This is a genomic window from Planctomycetaceae bacterium, assembly GCA_021371795.1.
GTDB lineage: Bacteria > Planctomycetota > Phycisphaerae > Sedimentisphaerales > UBA12454 > UBA12454.
In genome coordinates, this window is record JAJFVK010000013.1 from 343,720 (window position 1) to 364,336 (window position 20,617).

Here is a 20,617-nt window from a genome sequence, read left to right on the forward strand (position 1 = left end):
CAACTAATTCTTTCTTTATTTTTCACAAATTATTTTAGATCTATTTTTACTCCATCTCTTCCCATCTGCGCAATATCGTTGATGCGTCCCTTAAGACCGGAGAAATTTGCTTGTACATTTCGTATTTTTCTTTGTAAATCCTGTGACGCTTTGCATCTGGCTCAAAGGTACAATCAATTCTAACACACTTCGAAACGGCGTCCCGTGCGTTTGCAAAAACCCCGGTTGAGATACCAGCCAGCATGGCGGCTCCGAGAGCGCTGCACTCGATGATTTTGGGACGGACAAAGGGAACACCAAAAATATCGGCCTTTATTTTCAACCATTGATTAGACTTTGCGCCTCCGCCAGTTACGACAAATTCGTTAGTATCAATACCAATATTTCTAAGTGAATCAATACTTTCCAAAAAATAAAAACTTGTACACTCCATTATGGATTTAAGTATTTCACCTCTTCGTGTATTTATTTTCAGGCCAGCGATTACTCCGGCAGCATCACTTATAAAATGAGGCGCGCCACTTGCCTCAAAATACGGTAACGTCAAGAGCCTTGTAGGTTCGGCGGGCATTTCGCCAGCAAGGATTTCATAAATATCATCACCGGGTTTAATCAACTTCTTATCCGCGGAGGCGAAAGTATCACGAAACCATCGCACAAGTGAACCACTCTGGTTATATATAAAGGATACATACAGTCCTGCAATCGCATGATGCTCAATGTTAAGGCCGCTGGCAAGCATATATTCAGAATCCGGCAAATAGTCATACGTCGGCGTGATGCACTCAAACGTTCCAATTCCGCACACTGCTTTGCCAGCTGTATAAATTCCGGCACCTAATGAATTGCAGCACTGGTCATGAGCACCAACTACCACTTTTATGTTTTTAGGCAGATTGAGCTCTGCAGCTATCGAAGCACGTAAATGCCCCGCTATGGTACCACTGGCAACTGGCAGTGGCAGTTTTGCCTGCTCAATATCACAAAGCTTCAGCAGTTCATCTGACCATGTTTCCCTGCGAATATCAAACAGCAGAGTGCGGTTGGCAAGGGAGAAACTTGTCAGAGATTCGCCGCTAAGAATAAATGTTACCAAATCGCCCCACAACAAAAATTTGTCGGATTTCCGGTATAAATCTGGTTTATGGTGCTTTAACCACAGGAGTTTAGGTAGAGAATAGTTGGGACCAAGGATATTGGGGTTAATTTTATAAAAGTCCTTTTGTCTAATAACAACAGTGCGTTCGAGCAAATCCTTGCCGCGCACATCCGCGCCCAGGATACTATCGCCAAGAATGCTGCCATCAGCGGAAACAGGCGTCATTGCCTCGCCCAGCGAACTGACAGAGATTGCCTGCACAATATCTTTTGATGTTTGGGCTGCGGTTTCCGATATAACTTCCTTAATTGCCTTTACAACTACCCTACTGTCTAAATACACCCAGCCGGCCTGAGTGCGTAATGTCGGATACTCTCTGTAAGCTGCTGCAATACATTGCCCATTGCCTGAAAACACAACAACTTTACAGCCCGTCGTACCGACATCAATCCCCATTAGACTCATAATTTTACAACCTTGTATCCGAGATATTTTTCAAATGCCTCTGCGACAGGTTCAACTACATGCCCAGGCGTAACGCTTGCATGATGTCGATGCCCCATATAGCCTATTCGCTGAAGTGCATTCTGCAAACCATCGATTTCCGCTACGCCTGCACAACCAAAAAAATCTTTGGGTATTGAATCATCTGTAAAACGTCCCTGCCCCAAATAAAACTGAAGCTCCCCTGCGTTTGTCAGCATACTGCCAAAAGTTATAGGTGTTGGCGCAATCTCGCCGACATTACAGCCATACGAACAGCCCTTACCCACTGCATTGGCCAAAATAGCATGTTCGGTTATTTGCCCGCTCTTACTCATCATACTTTGTGGCACCGACCCGCAATGAAAAAGAATACACTTATTTTCATCATCGCCATAATTGTTGTTCCAATCAAGGCACGTCGCCGCATTACCAGAAGCCTTCGACAACGCATACATAGTTACCGCATTGCCAATATCAACCTCGCACGACGCCGCTATACCACGCTCATTCATCTCACTTAGCAGCACGCATGGGGAAATACCAAGCTGCTTCTGTAATTCTATCCAGCACCTGATTGCTATCGCATCCATGCCGAATTCTTCCACCACAGAATCAAGCACAACACCCAGTTTTACTATTTTGCTGAAAACCTTTTTCGGCGTACTCTTCCATGAAGAGTAATCGGCAAGACACCGGGCTTTTTCTTTGCACTTTTTATCATCATTTTTCAGAAATGTCATTCTATGAAAAATATCTGACAGGTCAAGCGTCTCCATTGTTATCCCATGCCGCTGCATAGCAAGCTCATCAATACGAACAGTCTTGAAAGCCGTAGTTCTAGCGCCGATAGCGCCTACGACCATATTTTTCATGGCATTTACCACACGACACAGTCTGCCAAAATAGTCAATGTTTTCGGCAAACTGTTTCGTTTTGGGATGCACCGTATGAGGCTTGAGAGCCGTAAACGGCAGACCATACTGACAGAATACATCCATTATCGAAATCTTACCGCAAAATGCATCTCGCCGAAGCTGGGGCGCCATTTTATCAAGCTCATCCGGATACGCCTGAATCAGAATCGGTACACCGCAATCCTTGAGCGCTGAAATCGCGCCAGTCTCATCTCCAAAATTCGGCAAACAAAGGATTACTCCCCCATATTTGCCTTTGTTATTACGCAGAAAATCGGCATATATTTGTCCCTCTTTGGGTGTTTCAACAGCACCAAAGCGTGTTGCCCGCTCGTCAAGCATAAGTGTTTTGTAGCCGAGCTTTGACAGGGCATCTTTCATTTCCCGTCGTGCAGTTTTCTGCAATGATGCAGGAAAAAAACCACGATTACCAAAAAATAATGCGAATGTCATTTTGTTTTCTTTCATAACAATTTCCTTTTCGTATTGTTTTCCATATTGTTTTCAGTAGCTTAAAATCCGTTTTGCAGAATTATTAATCTCTAATTCGTCATTTACAATGTTCATCACTGTCACATATACGGCCTGCTGAGCCTTGATAACTGATTCTTTGCGAGCAGCTTCATAAGACTGACGAATGGCGGTACCGATATTAATTTTTGCGATACCCTGCCGGATGCTTTCGATAATATACGCCTTTTTAATGCCTGAGCCGCCATGAATAACAAGAGGAACGACAGCCGCCTGGCTTATTGCTTTGAGATGCTCGATGTTAAGTCTGGCTTCAACTTTTTTTGTATCTTTCTTTGCGGAGGAGATTGCGCCATGAATATTCCCAATTGCCACAGAAAGCCAGTCAACATTTGTTTCGTCCACAAAGCGTTTAGCCTCTGCTGGAGATGTGAATCCCTTACCAGAGGCAAATAACTCTTCGTAGGGACAAATTGGGCCGGCTTCATGCCCCATCACCGCACCAAGTTCGCCTTCTACAGGAATCCCGGCTTTATGCGCCATATCAGCCACTTTCCGTGTGGCAGCGATATTCTCGGCCAGAGACAATCGCGAGCCATCAACCATAACTGATTCATATCCCATATCTACAGCTTCAGAGATAATTTTAAAATAGTCAACCAGTTGATTATCCTCATCTATTACCGGCACATGGTCAAGGTGTAGACGCGTATATTTTTCATCTTTACACTTTTGGTATTCGTTATATATTGCACGCAGACTGCCTGCTTCAAATTTTTCCCATTCCAGTCTTGCTACCGCAATAAGCCCAAAGCACTGTGTGTCCCGCAGCGCTCGCACCACCGGTTCCATCATTGGAAGATAGGGTATATTGAAACTGGGAACAACTATATGTGACTTTCGTGCAGCACACATAATTCCCTTTACCGTTTGTATCATCATTTTCTCACCACCTTTTCATTTTCTGTTACACAATGTCATACTAATATATAAGATGTTATCTTAATTGCTGAATACCTGTCTCATTTTATCACAATAATAACACACATTGTCCCACTTCGCATCCGGTGCAATACGGTGATCTGGACAAGGAATATATCCACCTAATTCCACTAATGGCCTAAGACGTTCGACTTCGGCATCAATGGCTGAAAAATCCTGCGAAAAAACTGTCTTATTCATCCCACCAACACCCCTGATTTTTTTACCATATTTTTGACGCCATGGTTTAATCGAGGCATTCCAGGTACCAACCTCAATTGGAAACATAGTATTCACGCCATTCGCAAGCCAGGCAGGAATAAGCGCATCGATACACCCGTCACAGTCGAGCGAAACAATATCAATACCATGTTCTCCAAGCAAATCGGTAATACGCTTGTAGTGGGGACCGACTTTCTGTTCGAAAATCTGGGGAGAAATCAGAGGTCCGTTTTTGAAACAAATGTCTTCCCAGAAATGCGCAAAATCAAATTTGGCACCCGTTATAAGAACACTATCGACAATTTTATATGAGAGTTCGCCTACCGTGTTGATAATTTCATCAAAAAGTTTTTCGTCATCTGCATAAAGATAGCTCAAGCCTTCTAGCCCAAGCCAATTCCTTATCTGACCCAAGAGGCTGCCGCAAAATAGCCCTACTGGATTTTCTCTATTTTTTTCTTCTTTAAGAAACTTTAACCCTTCCGGTACAAATTTAAAAACTGCTTGGCCCGCCGTGACAAAACCTTCGTTAACACGTGAAATAGAAAACTGTAACTTTGGCAAGTAGTGGTCTTCCCAAGATGCACGATCCTTGAGTAAATGGTCGAATTCCTGCGGTATAGAAATTTTACCAGGTTTTACCAAAATTATCACACCATCTTCATTAAGAACCTTTTTGGAACCATCAGAGTATTCCTCAATTACCTTCTCTTCAAAAACAGGCCTAAGCTTATTAGCCGGCAGAAAGCACGTAAGCCAATTAAAGTCAAAACCAAGCTTTTTACTGATTTCCTTGTCGTATGGCGTAGCATCTGCCCAATTCAATGCCTGCTCCTGTGTGATATGACCTTCGCAAGCCCACTTATGCAATGTCTCTTGCCAGTAACCAAAATGTACAATAGGAAGACCATCATATTTCTGATGTCGTAAGATTGCCAAAGTTCGCTGACGGTTATTCATTAATATTATACCTCCAAATTATTTCATCTCATTTATCATTGTTCGACACAATTCAGTGCGGCTCATTGAATAATATTATTTATTTGTTCAAAATTTTCGCAATAATGTTCACACAGTCCCTTAGTGCCACTTTCAACTATATTACCTCCGGCGATTCCAATTGGCGCAAATCCGGCAAGTTTCAGCGAGCAGATACCTGCCCCGCTGTCTTCTATACCGACTACATGAAATCTTTTTTCAACGGCTATTCCCATGCCTACTCTGCTGCATTCAGAATAGAGCCACGGGTGTGGTTTAGGAGAAAGCTCGCCTAGTGTGCCAACATCACCCTTTCTCAAAGGAAAACCAGCGGTAATAATGGCATCATAAAAAGTTTGAGGGTCGTCTATATTCAGACGCCTAAAGACCGAAATAATCGCAGGCCATGCTTTTTCATACAATCCAGAAGTGACCAGCCCAATTTTTATTCCTTTGCCCTTAATGCCGAGCAAAAAGTCTTTAAGTCCAGCAGTCGGTGAAAATGCATCTATACGACCACGACCATGCACAATCTCATTAAGTTCTCTTCGGGAATGCTCAAAGTAATAATCACGTATAAGTTCAAGCGTTTTATCAGGACAATATTTCCTAATACAGTATTCCAAATGCTCTGAAACACTATGCCCTGAAACATAAGGAATATCCGACTCTTCCAGTCCAAACTTCGCATTACCAATCACACTTGCTACAGATCGCTCTATTATCCATATCCAGAAATCTTCGCTCCGTACAGTTGTTCCATCCAAATCCATCAAAACCGCGTCAACCGGCTTTTGGATTCGAACTGGCTGTACCGCATAATACGCCGGATAACCAAGTGAGGATTTAACATACGCAAGAACCCCACATTCTAAAAAAATAAATTCAACCTTTCTGTCCCGCGTTGCCAATATACACCTGACACCATTTCTACCAACGCGAAAATTATCATCGCTACACTTTTCGAGCGAAATGAATTCTGATTCCTTGGCGTTTGGACCAAGAATAGACAACTCTATTTTTGCCTTTTTGGCATGTTCCGTTAATACCATTTTTTTCCTTCTACGCTCGTTACTCTTGATAATCTATTGAAATTTTATATTCGTCACCTTGCACCGTATCAAATGCACAACGATGATTAGGATGTTTAATTTCCCCAACCCAAATAACTTTATCCTTAGACATTACTGTCGCAGTACCGGCACACTTAGCAGGAATCCGTATATCAACAGAACTACCGCATATCGATTTGATTTCAATTAGTCGAACGCGACCCTCCGCCCATATCGCAGATACCTCGAAACCACCGCGAGCTTTTAGCCGCCTGAACTGTCCGTTCGGCCAACGACCTGGCAACGCCGGCAAAATACGAACCACACCATTGTGTGATTGCAAAAGCATTTCAGCAATAAGAGCCGTTACTCCCATGTTTCCTTCCACCTGGAATAACCATGGGGTATCGCCTGATGTGTCCGCCCAAACAGTCCCCCAGCCCAGTCGTCTAAAATCAAAACAACTGCTCAAAAGATTATCCATGAAAAAGGCTTGTGCCATAACGTCCAAACACTTTGCGGCCTCTTCAGCTTCTCCTAATCTTGCATGCAATAATCCCATCCACACCCATGTAAAATCCATCCAGTCATCGAATCCCCAGTATTTACGATGTTCCATCGCTTTGCGATAAGCATTGAGCAATTTCGGATCCGACTCCGCGCTGACAATGCTTGCGGGATATAACCCTACCAGATGAGAGAGGTGCCTTTGAAAGTGGTCATATACGGCATCTTCCATTTCAGACAGCTTGCCGTCTTTGTCAATGCCGGGTTCGGGCCACTTTTCGAGTAATTTTTTACAGGACAAAACAATTTTCCAATCGACATCGACATTGCTGCCGGCATTTATATAATTTCCGAAAAGTTCTTTGATAAAAGCTAAATCTATCTCAGCATTTTGGCCAAAGAACGCATTTCTGTCATCAGCTTTGTTTTCCGGCGAATACCCAGGTGTGATTATTATATTTCCGCCATCGTCTATCTGAATATAGTCCAGATAAAATTTGATGGCTTCTGTCATAAATGGAATGGCTTTATACTGAAGAAAATTTTTGTCCTGCGTATATTCCCAATGCCACCACAAATGCTGCGACATCCAGGCCGCCGTACATGGAGATAAATTCCAAAATCCCATATTAAATCGCCCGGTCAGGTCTGAACAGTTTGGCAACATTAATCCATTCATGCCAAAAATCTGCTTTGCATTATTTTTAAAAGCGGGAATTTGCTGATTAAGCAACTCGGCCAACGGCAAATGACATTCTGAAAGATTGGCTACCTCTACGGGCCAGTACGCCATCTGAATATTAATGTTATAATGAAAATCACAACTCCAGGCCGGTGAAAGGTCATTATTCCAGATACCCTGCAAATTAAGAGGCAGAGTTCCAGGACGCGAGCCACTAATCATAAGGTATCGCCCCATTTCAAACATTCTTTCTAAAAGAGCAGGCGAAGCTTCTGATTTTTCTCTGCAATCCTGCAATAATTCGGTGTTGGTTTTTTCTGAAAATGTCTGACCGCCCAAATTGACAGAACATCGAGTAGAAAAAGATTTGTAATCTTCTACATGTGAATCGTATAGTTCTTTAAAAGTGATTTTCTTAATATGCCTCAACCGAGACAAACATTCGTCAACAGGATTACTGCATTCTGTATCAACATATACATTTGCTAAAAAAATTATGCTTTTGGCATTTTTTATTTCAGCTCGATGACCGACACTATGCAGGACGGTAGCAGGAATGGGCATAAGCCGCTGCTCTCCGCTATCTATCATTACGGCCACTGCCGCCGCAAAAGAAACTCCTTCATCAGAACGCCCCGATAAAACCAATATGCCATCTTTTGTAATATCAGTCTTTACCTCCCATAAATAATCGCACTTTTCTTCTGTTTGATCGTTTTTTTTTACATTCACTGCGCTGGCAGCCTGGGTCTTTGCCGTCTCAAGCGACCTGTCGCTTATTGGACGTACCAGGTCGATGCGAACAACAGGCAACTCGGACGAACCATTTGATGTTATCTTTGTAACTGATACGTCATTGACCGCTGACACAAAAGACAGCCACTCAAAAGCATTATTGTTGGCGTTATACGCAACCCTACACACAGCTTCATTAAGATCAAGCTGGCTTTTATATCCCTGAGCACCACAATTATGCCTTACAGAAACACGAATTTGAGCAGCCGGCTGATACGAATTAACACCCAAAAATGAACTTCCACTGGAATTCTTCGGAGTAAGTTCCTGGCTCAAGGCCTCAGCACCCGCCCATCTCTTTTCTCTGCATAACCGCCTTATTTCCTTAAAAATTTCAGATTTATCTTCCAGTTCGTATTGGATATTATTACGCCACAACCTATCGGCATTAAGCGTAATATATGTTTCAAAAGGCCCTCCCCACATCATAGTACCAAGTCGCCCATTGCCAAGCGGAATACCATTGCTCCAGTTAGCGGCTGGGCTACAGAGAGACAACACCGGTTTATGTTCATCGGCCGATGATTCCAGAGAAACATTTATCGTATCGATAGTTTTATTTTTCTTGCTCATAAGGCTCAATTTTCCTGAATTTAATTTAGTATATTCCGGCTTTTACAAACTGCTGTATAGAATCGGCAAGTATTTTTCTCATATTATCCATTTCCGATTCGTTCAAAACGGAAGGAATAGCGGGAATTTTTGCCATAACTTGCTGAAGAGTTTTTTCACCTTTATCAGCTATTGCTTTATGGTCGGCATCTTGCGATAGCCTCGCCTTTTCTATCAGGCTACGAAGAGTTACGATATAACGAGCATCATAGATACCCTCCTGAACAGCTTCCCATGAGATGGTAGTAAGTAACCTCCCCTGTTCATCAACAAATGCATATTGGCACCCCTCCTTATTCAACAACTGGTCGTAAGGTTTGTATAATGGCGCACCATAATATGTCCATTCCGTAAAGCCTGTTAAACCCATCTTTTCTATTCCAATGCCCGCAAAATGACGTGGAAAATTATATGTGTTATACTGACAGAGAAATCTTATTCCCCAGGCCTGTGAACCATTGGTCTTGACATAATTCATAAACTCATTATCAAAACGCCAGAGGTCTCCGACACACACATCAATACAGGACAACGCTTTGTACACACCCAATTTATAAATCGTGCACAACGTTTGCTCATGGGGAAATACCTCTTTAAAAAGACGATATTCCAGCAATGACCATTCTAATGGTATCATATGACCGGGTAAATCAACAGCACCAGGTTCATCATCAAAATACCACAAAATCTCGGGCCAATTTGCCTCTTTAGCATGTTTTACCATCTGCCGGAAAACATCCTGAAGAACAGGTTTCAAATCGTCCGGAAAATCTTTTGCCTTAAAATCAACCGCCGCCTGCCCGTAATAATCATAGGCTTTAAACTTTTGACCATCAACGCGGTTAAACATCTGCAAGATGCGGCTGCTTAAAAAACGAGGGTAGTATGCCACCGGACGATTGAAACCCTGTTTTTTCAACTCAGCCATCGCCAAATCAGTCTGCGGAAATGATATTTTCACAGTATTACCGTCGCGCTCAAGCACAGGTTCTACATGGCCGGGAGGACAGATAAGCATAGAATTAACCCCATGTGCTTTCATATCTGCAAAATCCCGCGGAGTATTTTCATTAAACCCAGAATAATAATATACCCCCCACCACATACCCTCTTTCAACTCAAAATCAAGAACATTGATACTTATTTTCAATTCAGCCGGTTCACCTTTTTCCGGTCGGATAAAAAGACTCCCTTTATACTCACCGCTTTTTACAGAGCGAGGAGTATCAACTGCCAGCCAAATCTGCCTGCTCTGTCCCTTAATCGCTTCTACCAGTGTACCCGACGCATCTATAAGTTTTGGAGCTTCCTGATACCATGGATTCCAATAATTTCGCCAAAGACCAAGTCGAACTGGACGCACAAGTACTGTTTCCTTAGGCAATGTTTCTCCGCCGTCTCGTGTCAGTACACCAACAGAAACATCAACATTGCCGAGGTCACGCAACGCATATATCGCAAATTGCATATGCCGTTTTTCTCCGAGACTGACATCTGTGGAAAGTTTGCAGGTTCGCTCTTCCGCAATGGGACTGCTGAAACGAAAAACCTGATCGGATGCACTACGATGGTAAAGAATATAACCACGTTTGTTATCAATATCGTTTACGCTGTTCGGAAATGGTTCAGGCTTGGGTGTAAGATCATTAAGCTCTGTACCGTTAACCACTATTGTATGTTTGCCGTCAGTATATACTCTTTCTGTTACTCCATCAGTTAATATTTTTTCCGTAACCTCTCCGGCCTTTAATTCGCCAGCGGAAATAATACACATCACCACAATAAAAATAAATGTTCTTACCATGTTTCACTCCTTAAGTTAATGGTTAAAACCTTTTTGCAAAAATATAACTTTATGCAAAACAACGAGTTCCACGCCTTGTTTTGTTTAATCATCTCCACATCGGTATTGGTCCATAAAGATTACCACGCCAGATATGAATAGGTGTCTTGAACTGATAATAATTACCCCATAACGACCCATAAATGAGTGTCTCGCACACCACTTGGCAAGAAGAACGGGAACAACATGTCCATATAGAGGCATATCGTATTTACAGAACCAATGAATTATAATACCATTTAAGACCCATTACCACATGCTTGTGAAAAGCAAGCGATAACAGGTGGCATTAGCAACACTTTCTGCTAACAACATCGCAGCCAAAAACCAAAAACTACTTTCTTCCATCAAAAAATAAGAATTTTAAAAATCACAGAAAGCGATGTGCATCCCGCTCAACGCATTTCCATTCACCCGTGCGCCTTGCATAAATCACAAACACCCTCTCAACGCCATCATCTGACGTTAATCACACCTGTTTCTTATACATGTATCATTGTAGCAGCGCAAAAACAGAAGTCAAGAAAAATCCTGAGTTTTCTACAAATCAAATCTTGCAAACTTAGCCACGTGCTTTCACAGTTTCTTGACTACTATTACCATGCTTCTATAAAAATTATTCATTTTGCAGAAGTTTTTTAATCCCCATTCCGTACAAAAACGGCAGTATGGCCGCCAAGCAATTCTTTAAAATCAGGCTGTGTGGCGATGGCATTTTTGGCATCAAGTCTATAGGGATAAGAAGTATGATTTATTATTACTTTGCCCTTTTCAAACAGTACTATTTCGATGCCTCTATGACGTTTTTTTGAGAAATTATGCTGGCTTAAAAATGACTCAACCGGAGTACTTTTGATAATCGTAAGCGGATAGTGATTATCACGTCCGTAAGAACCCGTCATTGGCAGATGATATCTATTGGCATAGGCATAACCATAATTAAATCCAAACGAATAGACGAATCCTTTGCCAATCTTCTGACGCGCAATCGCGGTTTTTTTATCCGATAAATAATAGGCGAGAACCTCTCCAGTATCAAAACTCATAAAACACGGGGAATCCACAACAACTTTTTCATCACATACAAAACTATCACTGCCATGCTGATTTGCACCAATGGGAAAAATTGCCTTAGCGAGACCTGATGCAGCACTGTGCATAATTATCCCGCCACATTGAACAAAAGAGATTAGTTCTTTCTCAAGCTCATAATCTCGTAATACATCATACATTGGATCGGCAGGCAAACACAGCACGTCATAACCGCCAAGACTGCCTCTTTTGACTTGTTTAGCGTGAACTACGTCAGGATTTAAGCCGCAATCAGCAAGCTGGATATGCCAGCCAAGTAAATCATGGCGATTCTTAAAAAAAACTTCTCCTAATGTAACATTTTCTAATACAGATGACGCAAAAGGAAAAAGAATCGCAACATTGCTTTTAGTTCTATGCCCCGCTATTTCTCTTATATCCGAAAACCAATTTAGGCCGCGTTTCAAACTATCTTTATGTTCAGCCGGCCAAAGCCCATAATTACCGCCGTCATCAAGTCCGTTATAACCATACACATTTAAATCACTTGCTCCCTGCGCAAAAGCAGTGGCAATAACTTCCTCTGGCGTGACAAAATTATAAACATCTATTTCCGTATATCTACCCATAAAAAGACTGGCGATAAAACCATTGCCTTTTGATGCAGACCGCATCATTGCCGTTTCACTGCTGACAACATAACAATTCGGAACAACCTGAGAATCCAGCGGTAATGTAGTAAAAGTGGCTGAATCTGCAAGCTCACCAACATCCCACAAATCAAACCCTCGTAATGACATATCCCAGGGCTTAAAGTTTCTTCTGTCCGGATAAAAATATTTCCACTGGGCCAAACCGGGATAAAGATAAAATTCTGAATTCTGTTCGCGAAGACCTTTGCAAAGTTTTTTCAAATAATTGCGCATTACTTCAAGCCGATACAACTGATTGTCGGCATAACGATATATATTTACATCACGGTTTTCATATTCATCAATCGTTGGAATTTCAGGACATATTCCAACACTCTCCGGTTTGTACCAGTAGTCTCTGAAGGTCATATCATCAATAGAACTAAAATTAGTGCCATATCTGCTATTAATAGCCTCGATAGTATATCTACCCTCTAACCAACTGCGATAATGATCCTGACCGTCTTTATCAAAACTTGGCAAACAGAGCGGTTCATGATAAAAATAGAATGGCATTCTTTCATTGCCGGACTCATCCACCGCTTTTTGTGATGCCTGACCTGCTATCTTTCCATAAAGATTTAAACAATGTTTAACATGAGCTTCTATCTGCCTATCTGACCAGTGGCGGTAGCCTATCATAGGTTTGCCATCTGCACCTATTGGAGGATCAATAAATTCCGGCGGATAGTCATAAATTCCAAGATAGTAAAGATTGTCTCCACACAAATAAAGAGGGAGAAAACTTACACTTAATCCAAGCTCTTTACAGCATTGCACTATAAAAAGCTGCATTTCTACATAAGGCGTAAGCTTCTCATCCTTAAAATAACTGCTAAAATTTGACCACAATTTAGAGTCTAAAACTATCCCATTAAAACCTAAAGACTTTAAGTCTTTAAGACCATCTATAACTGCTTGCTTTGATGAAAAATATGGCTCAAAAAAGTTACCAAACCATGCCGTAAACAGTGGCCTGATCTTATCCTTTTGTCCTTTTACTAATAACATATGGTTTACTTTCGACTATAATTTTTGTTTTTTTGCACTGCAATCCCTTCGACTCACTATCACCATAATTCGGAACATTTAAGATATTTGCATATGCTGTAAAGACTCTGATCATATAATTCTGAAACTTTTATATTTTACACATCACACCCTATGTGAATCATTCCGCATATGCAATAAGGCAATCATACTTGTATTATAAACGATGACGTTCCGTCTGACAATAATTGGCTAATAATGACCAATAAATAGCTGCGTTAAGCACACCGCTGGGAGGAAGAATTGCAATATCATAGTTCGGAACATCCACGCAGGCATCCGCCAAAGACCAGCAAGGATCTATAAATATAATATTGGATGTAGCTGGCGATTGAGCAGACTGTACACTCAAATACGCTAAAGTAAAGCCTCTTTCGGTAATCTGTTCCAATAACAGTTTTGGAGCATATTGATAGCCGAGATAAAGAATAAATTGTTCGGGGCCATATATAGGAAACTCCTGATGAACACCAGGTATTTCATGTAAAGACGACTTAAACGGAATGGGCTGTGGAGCACGAACATCCTGAAAGTGCTCAGGGAACATGTGCCCTATTACCCATGCAGTACTGGCATTGGGCTCTGCCGCATGCCACGCAACAACAGTACGGTCTAAAGCATTGCTGTCATTAATGACAATGCGATTCAATGCAGCTTGTATGGCATCCATATATGCTTTGCCTAAAACACCAGGCATAACTGGCGGAATTTTAAAATCTTCGTGGAATGTTTTGCCAATATACTTCTCTGCTCGCAATCGTGCGCCTTCCAAACCGTAACTCTGATAGAAAATGGGCATCTTACCCTCTCTGAGTGAAGCAAACGTAAACTCGCCTGTCCACGTCCAGAGATTTAGAATATTAAGAACGGTATCGATTGGGCAAAGCATTTGCCTACCGTTATAATTAACAGGCAAGCCTGATGAGGTAAAATTCTTCATGAGCACTGTTGCGGCTGGCTGATTGATATCCTGTGGTAGTGAGCCCGAAGCAAAAGCTACCACATATATCCCCTCGTGGTTCCACGTTCGTAATGCTGCTAAGTCCAAAGAATTTAAATCACCTGCAACAGCATAGAGAATGCTATCACCACGACGCAATGAGTTCACATCGAGTGGTCTGATGTCCATAAGACCACCGGCTCGGCCAATAGCTTCGTGGATAAAATCACGTTGCCTACCAGAAACCCAGAGTTTGCCGCCGGCAATAGTCCGCAATGCCACTTGTTGGGCACTCGCGGTAATACGCGGAAGTTGCTGACGACAGCCATCGATGCCCTGATTTAAAAGCTGTATATAGCTTTGTCGATTTGTGTTATATGAACTAGTACCAGCGTTTACCCTCTCAGATTCTGAATTGGCTGATATAGATTGGAGTTCAAAACTCGATACACTGTAACATTTCTGATTCAGCACACAAAAACCCAAAAAAATAAAGCAGAAAGATCCTTTCCACGTTGATATCTTCATATCGAATTCCTTACGTTTGAATATAGAAAAATAGCTGTCACACGCATAATTATCAAAAACTTAGCAATTGTGATATCTCCTTGAAAGGTGTGCCCGCAATTTTTACGAAGTTTAATCTTTTTCAAATATGCTTGGCCCGTTAGCCAAGCTAATGATTCGAAAACACTTTCCCAATCTTACATTCGAAGACCCGCTTTACTTTCATGGTATATACCAGAGACAATAAAAAAATACGAACCAGACATATGAATTTGTTACAACATCAATGCTTATTAAAAACCATGTAGCAAATATTTAGGCGGTACTTGTTCAATATTTAAGGCACCAAAAATCGCATTTATTTAGTGCCGTTGGTGCAATTCTATGTACGCATACACCTTTTGAAAACCACCGGGCCACAACAAAATTTAGACATGCCTCTCAATGGCAAAGCGATCGCTAAACTGCACTTATGACGACTCGCTACTTTTTATACCACAAAGAATTCCCCTTTAGTAGTGACACCTTAAGTATTTCTGAATGACCATCCACAAACCCCATACATATGCCTCTCAAGGGATGCCGCCCTTTTTTCGCATCTTTGGTTGCAAAGACATCAGGCCACTTTAGGGTCACCCGAGTGACGGTATCGCTACCCGGAAGATATTCCTCTGTATTTTGGGTTGGACTATATGACATCCACTCTTGAGCGTAAAAAGTCCCCGAATCACATACCAGCATTACATTGCCAGGTTGTCGAACATTCATTTGTTTCACAGGTAACATACCACCGTTGGTGATATCTTCATTACCATTACCAGTAAGATTTATATTCAAACCATAGTTGCCGTGGACAGGGCTGGCGGCATATTGAGTCGACCGACCATTGGGGCATCTGGCCAATGCAAACTGTTCACCCAGATTCTTGCTCATTATTTGCGGCCAAAACCAATAATTTCCATACCAATAACCGCCTGGCGGCGTAACGTCAGGCTTCTCCACCCACAGAGGTGTAAAATAATCTTTGTTATCCATGCCGTAGGTCTTCGCAGCCAATAGTATTTGTCCAGTGTTTGCTTTACACATCACTACCTTGGCACTTTCTCTCGCCCTGGTCAACGCGGGCATCAGAACCGCTAGTAAAAGGGCAATAATCGAAATCACAACAAGTAGTTCTACAAGAGTAAAAGCACGGTATCTTTTACTTTTCCCGAGATGTCCCATTGTTATATCCTTCCAAAATTATCTAAACAGTCTTATCTCAAATAAACCAACTACTCTCATTTTTAGGACTGACCTCACATTTCACACTGCAAGGTCGGTCCCTGCATTCAACATCATGCTATTGGCACATCGTCGAAACATTCCACGTACATTGCAGCCAGTCCTGTGCCATAAGGTATACATCTACAAAATTAACCTTACAATCCCCACTGACATCGCCATTAAGCACTGATGTACATTGTGCTCCTTGTTTAACAATTGTCAGCTCAAGACGCGGAGCAAAATAGTCAGTCGCATTTGGGATACCATTGTAATAAGAGTCAGGTACATAGTTTTTAGAGTACCATTTGGGACACAAAGAACTGGTTAAATTATCAATCACTATACTCAGCGTACCGCCACTACCAGCATTCTCTACACCCTGAACCACATCTGTGGATATTCTTCTGGCATTGTAATTCTGGCACGTTCTTAAAGTTCCTATCTGTACTCCTTTGGACGGCATATTCCTGTACGCGCAAGTAGTCTCGCTCCATGAAGAACTGTTGAGTTCCCGTATCGGAAATTCAACCATATTATTAACATCACCGGCAGCGCCTGAATTCATTACGCCAAACTGGTACAAGCTCAGTTTTGCCGCAGTCACAACCTCATCAGCCGCAATTGTCGGCAGGGTAAATTTAAGCAACGATTGATAATATTGACCCCAGTAACCGGCAGTTAAATATGTACTGTTGTATACAGCACCATAGTTCCAATTGTACACATAGCAATCGTCAGTCGGAGCAACCGAAACCATCCTTTGAGCAGGGCCTATCAAAAGCGCCAGATGAGGCTTCCAACCCTGTTCTTTCGAATACCATTGCCGGGTCGCTAAGTTCTTTTGGAGGGTAGCACTTCCTATCATAACATTGAGCGTACCGCCGCTTCCGGCATCTACAACCGCTTTATGGACGTCTGTACGAAGATATTCGCCGTTATATCCTGGGCCTGACTCGACAACAGCAACTAAATTGCCCGTCGTCGGTTTGTTGTTCCAAGTACAGGTAGTCTCAGTCCATGCGCCGGTAACGGTCAATATCGGCATTGCAAGCAGAAGACTCGTATCACCACCCCCGCTTCCACCTTGCGTCAAACCTAAATATGCGCCCGCAAATCCCTGCCCGTCAGCAAGCGTTGGCAGTTTAAAACTAAACAACGAGCACCAGTTTCGCCCCTCTTCGTAATTACCCGCAATCAAGTAGATATTGTTGTTATTTGTCGTGGGGTTCCAACTATCAACATAACAATCCTGATTAACATCTGTTACAAAAGCGTAGCTTAAGTTAAAGCTCATCAACGCTACTACTGAAATTCCTAATATCAATAACTTTTTAATTTTCATGTTTGTTCCTTTCATGCCAAAAAATCGTAACTCCCGGTACTCACCATTAATGGCACTGGCTTGAATCGCTCCAGTTACATTGCAACCACTGTGACGCCATCAAACTAAAATCTTCGAAATTAACCACACAGTTCCCATCAATATCTCCAGCAAGCGATGTAGAACAGTGTGCTACTTCAAGATGGTAAATATCGACATCAAGACTTGTCATTGGAATACTCATCGTATATGTGCCCGATACTTGTGTTAGTGTCCGCGTATCTTTGCCAGTACCGGTTTCATTAACGAGCGTTGCAGTCAAACTGTTTAAGGCTACCGGAAGATTCGAAATGCTCACATTGACAGTAGCGGAACTGCTCATATTATTGGCTAAAATAAGATAATAGCCTGTTTCGTCCTTAACAAGTAATTTTCCAACCTGTTTAACAGTCTTACCGCTCCACAAATTGGCATCATAGGTCGTCGTTACAGTTCCTACATCGTAACCTGTTTCAAGCCCATTCTCCAATAAGCGAAGTTCCTGCATCAGAGGTCCCATCACATTAGTCAGAAAATTCTGATATGCTGTAGACTGATTAGCAAGGTCATTATATTCAAAATAGTACATACCACGCATATAATTCGACGCAACTGATGACCAGGTTATGTATCTCTGCTCATTTAATGTCGGATAGCGATAGTAATTCGTCTGGCCGCCATATGAAAAATCATTCCCGACTGCCTGAGAACAGAGCAATAAACCGCGGAGCATTTGACTTATAGTAGAATTCTGTTTGTGCTCGTTAACCTGGCTTATCAAACTGGTTAAAGTGCTGTAATTCATCACTGGTGTACTATACGCAATTGGATAACGGTCGTAACAAACAGTGTCAACAGTGGTAAGACGATCATTGTAATCTGCCTCGGCCTGTGTTGTCTCCCAATTCTGAAAGACCATTGTCTTTGGTTTCCAGCTATGCGCCTGATCCGCTATCCACTGTTGCTGCTCAACAGTAGGTACAGATGCGCTATCAAGCAATTCATCACCTACAGTATACCCCAGAAAATTCGCATTATGGCAATCGGATGCGATCGCCTGCATAGCCTCTCTGTCGTCCACTAACAGACCTCTGTTCAGGCGACCGACCTCACCCCCTGAAATTCCAAAAACTACTTTTAGCCCATATTTTTTTGCATAGAAAAGATATGTATCATGAAGTGATTTATTAAAAGCAGGTCCATTGGCAACTATGACCGCATTTGCTCCTAATGTTTGCATTTGAGCAAATGCCGCGTCAATCGTGGGACCATCCTGCCCAGCCTCAACGTTATACCACCAGCCATATGGGAAGAAAGGAACGCCGTCCGGCGTCACGGCAGGTCCCATTGGATAATCAGTCGGCGACTCGGTTTGATACATTATTCTCGGTCCCCTGCCTTCCTCAAACGTACATGCCCACCATCCGCCACTGCCAGCGCCACCCGAATAGTCACGGTTCACATCCATGACAAAACTGATAGTGCCACCGCTTTCCATCGCATCGAGTACATCAAAGTCTACCCATGCGCCTGTATCACTATACCCAATTATTTTTGTATCGACCAGATCGCCTTCATCGACCAATGGCCATGTACTTAGCTGAAACTTTGTTGGTTGTGTGACCCAATTAACATCATTGGTCCACAAATTATTAGTTTGCCAAACACGAAATTCCGCCACCGTATCATATTGGTCCCCGGTCCAACAATAGTAACCAGTCGGCCAAATCCTCAACTTGGCCGAGGTATAGGTCTGATTGGAATTAAGCGTTGGTAGATCAAACCTAAGATATGTATGCGCGATTCTCTCGCCAGCTTCAGCCCCATCCATTAACCATAGCACCGTCGATGTCCCACTGTGATTCTTCCAAGTATCACACCATGCGTCTAAACTCGATAGCACGGTTACGCATGGGTCAACAGCAGCATTGGCAACTCTCAACAGCAACGCGACCAAAACTAAAAAACCTGTAATCCTTTTCATCATCTACCTCCGCTAACTAAAACGCTTAATAGAGTATTTACGTACACAAAGACACCTTAAAAATCAGAAACTTCGGAATCTGATTCTTCCTTTCACATTTTAGCACATGCCTGAACCTTAAATGTTCAGGCATGTGCGCTAAAAAATCCTTAATTCGTGCGTCTTGACCGAAGGCCTAAAACACTGCCTACCAGCAACAAACTGATTGTAACTGGCTCAGGAACTATGGTGTATTCGATTCTCGGCCCCGCTTCTGTCTCAATAGCATTCATCCAGATACCGCCGCCGCCACCAGTATAATCACGGTCAACATCCATGACCAGTCCAAGCGCTACGCCACTTTCCATTGCGCTCAGCACATTCCAACTAAGCCATGAGTTGTCGGTATCCTTGCCATAATACTGGGTATCAATCAGATCTCCGTCATTCGTTAATGGCCAAGCCAGCAACTGGAATTTCGTCGGCTGAGTAGGCCAGTTTGTAGCGCTGGTCCAATCATTATTCTTCCAAACACGGAATGCAGCCTGAGTAGTCCAAGGATCAGATGTCCAGCACCAGAAGCCAGTTGAGAAAATCTTCAAAGTAGCACTTTCAAAATATTCCCCAGGGGCAAGTGTCGGCATATCAAAACGAATATACGTGTGAGTAATTCTTTCGCCAGCGAACACCCCGTCCATCAGGGCCAACACAGTCGAAGTCTTACCCACTGTGTCTGCCTGATCCCAAGATGAAACACTTCCATCCAAGGTTGCATAAGCCACACCATCACCTACAGTAGCTTGGACAACATTCATTCCAAACATCGCCATCACAACAACACAAAAAACCACTACTACATTTTTCATACATTCCTCCGTTAAAAAAATGACTTTAAAAAATTACAGAAAGCAACACACCTTCTATTTCAACGCTTTCTCATTCACTCATGGTACTCTGCATAAATCTGAATGTAAAATACACTTGTCTTTCATACTTGTATTATATATTAAAACAAAAACAAAAGTCAAGAAAAAAATTATCATTATTTGTTTTTTTTGAGTTAGTCGATTGAATTGTAAGTTGTTTATTGACAAGCTGATACCTCTTGTACTGTTTTACATAAATGGATTTGCCCCAAAATTCTTTAAAAACTTTGCACACAAAG

Annotated in this window: 13 protein-coding genes and 1 pseudogene; all 14 read right to left on the reverse strand. The window is 42.3% G+C overall.

The features are described from left to right. Positions 1-46 precede the first annotated feature (46 nt). Positions 47-1,564, reverse strand: coding sequence for a hypothetical protein (locus LLF92_07075; GenBank protein ID MCE5340875.1), 1,518 nt, complete (start codon positions 1,562-1,564; stop codon positions 47-49). Beyond that, positions 1,561-2,967, reverse strand: coding sequence for a hypothetical protein (locus LLF92_07080; GenBank protein MCE5340876.1), 1,407 nt, complete (start codon positions 2,965-2,967; stop codon positions 1,561-1,563). The genes LLF92_07075 and LLF92_07080 overlap by 4 nt, the downstream gene beginning before the upstream one ends. A gap of 36 nt (positions 2,968-3,003) precedes the next feature. Beyond that, positions 3,004-3,912 carry a class II fructose-bisphosphate aldolase gene (locus LLF92_07085; protein ID MCE5340877.1) on the reverse strand — a complete coding sequence of 303 codons (909 nt, stop codon included), beginning with the start codon at positions 3,910-3,912 and terminating at the stop codon, positions 3,004-3,006. A 60-nt stretch (positions 3,913-3,972) separates the two neighbouring features. After that, on the reverse strand, positions 3,973-5,133 hold the full coding sequence (locus tag LLF92_07090) for a uroporphyrinogen decarboxylase family protein (GenBank protein MCE5340878.1): 1,161 nt from the start codon (positions 5,131-5,133) through the stop codon (positions 3,973-3,975). A 62-nt stretch (positions 5,134-5,195) separates the two neighbouring features. Beyond that, complete coding sequence (locus LLF92_07095; protein ID MCE5340879.1) at positions 5,196-6,203, reverse strand: HAD hydrolase-like protein; 1,008 nt, start codon at positions 6,201-6,203, stop codon at positions 5,196-5,198. Between the two features lie 19 nt (positions 6,204-6,222). After that, entirely contained in the window at positions 6,223-8,760 is a 2,538-nt protein-coding gene (locus tag LLF92_07100; GenBank protein ID MCE5340880.1) for a glycoside hydrolase family 95 protein, read from the reverse strand. 25 nt (positions 8,761-8,785) lie between these two features. Continuing rightward, positions 8,786-10,603, reverse strand: a complete 1,818-nt coding sequence (locus tag LLF92_07105; GenBank protein MCE5340881.1) for a DUF6067 family protein — start codon at positions 10,601-10,603, stop codon at positions 8,786-8,788. 677 nt (positions 10,604-11,280) lie between these two features. Continuing rightward, a complete protein-coding gene (locus tag LLF92_07110) occupies positions 11,281-13,377 on the reverse strand; it encodes a hypothetical protein (GenBank protein ID MCE5340882.1) in 2,097 nt (698 codons plus the stop codon). A gap of 196 nt (positions 13,378-13,573) precedes the next feature. Beyond that, complete coding sequence (locus tag LLF92_07115; protein ID MCE5340883.1) at positions 13,574-14,884, reverse strand: hypothetical protein; 1,311 nt, start codon at positions 14,882-14,884, stop codon at positions 13,574-13,576. A 462-nt stretch (positions 14,885-15,346) separates the two neighbouring features. Further along, the gene (locus LLF92_07120; GenBank protein ID MCE5340884.1) at positions 15,347-16,087 is read right to left on the reverse strand and encodes a type II secretion system GspH family protein; all 741 of its coding nucleotides are present in this window, start codon (positions 16,085-16,087) and stop codon (positions 15,347-15,349) included. A 118-nt stretch (positions 16,088-16,205) separates the two neighbouring features. Then, positions 16,206-17,423, reverse strand: coding sequence for a DNRLRE domain-containing protein (locus LLF92_07125; GenBank protein ID MCE5340885.1), 1,218 nt, complete (start codon positions 17,421-17,423; stop codon positions 16,206-16,208). A gap of 94 nt (positions 17,424-17,517) precedes the next feature. Further along, positions 17,518-18,957, reverse strand: a complete 1,440-nt coding sequence (locus tag LLF92_07130; GenBank protein MCE5340886.1) for a hypothetical protein — start codon at positions 18,955-18,957, stop codon at positions 17,518-17,520. A gap of 27 nt (positions 18,958-18,984) precedes the next feature. After that, positions 18,985-19,473 (reverse strand): annotated as a pseudogene (locus LLF92_07135) (DNRLRE domain-containing protein). 149 nt (positions 19,474-19,622) lie between these two features. Further along, a complete protein-coding gene (locus LLF92_07140) occupies positions 19,623-20,318 on the reverse strand; it encodes a hypothetical protein (GenBank protein MCE5340887.1) in 696 nt (231 codons plus the stop codon). Positions 20,319-20,617 lie beyond the last annotated feature (299 nt).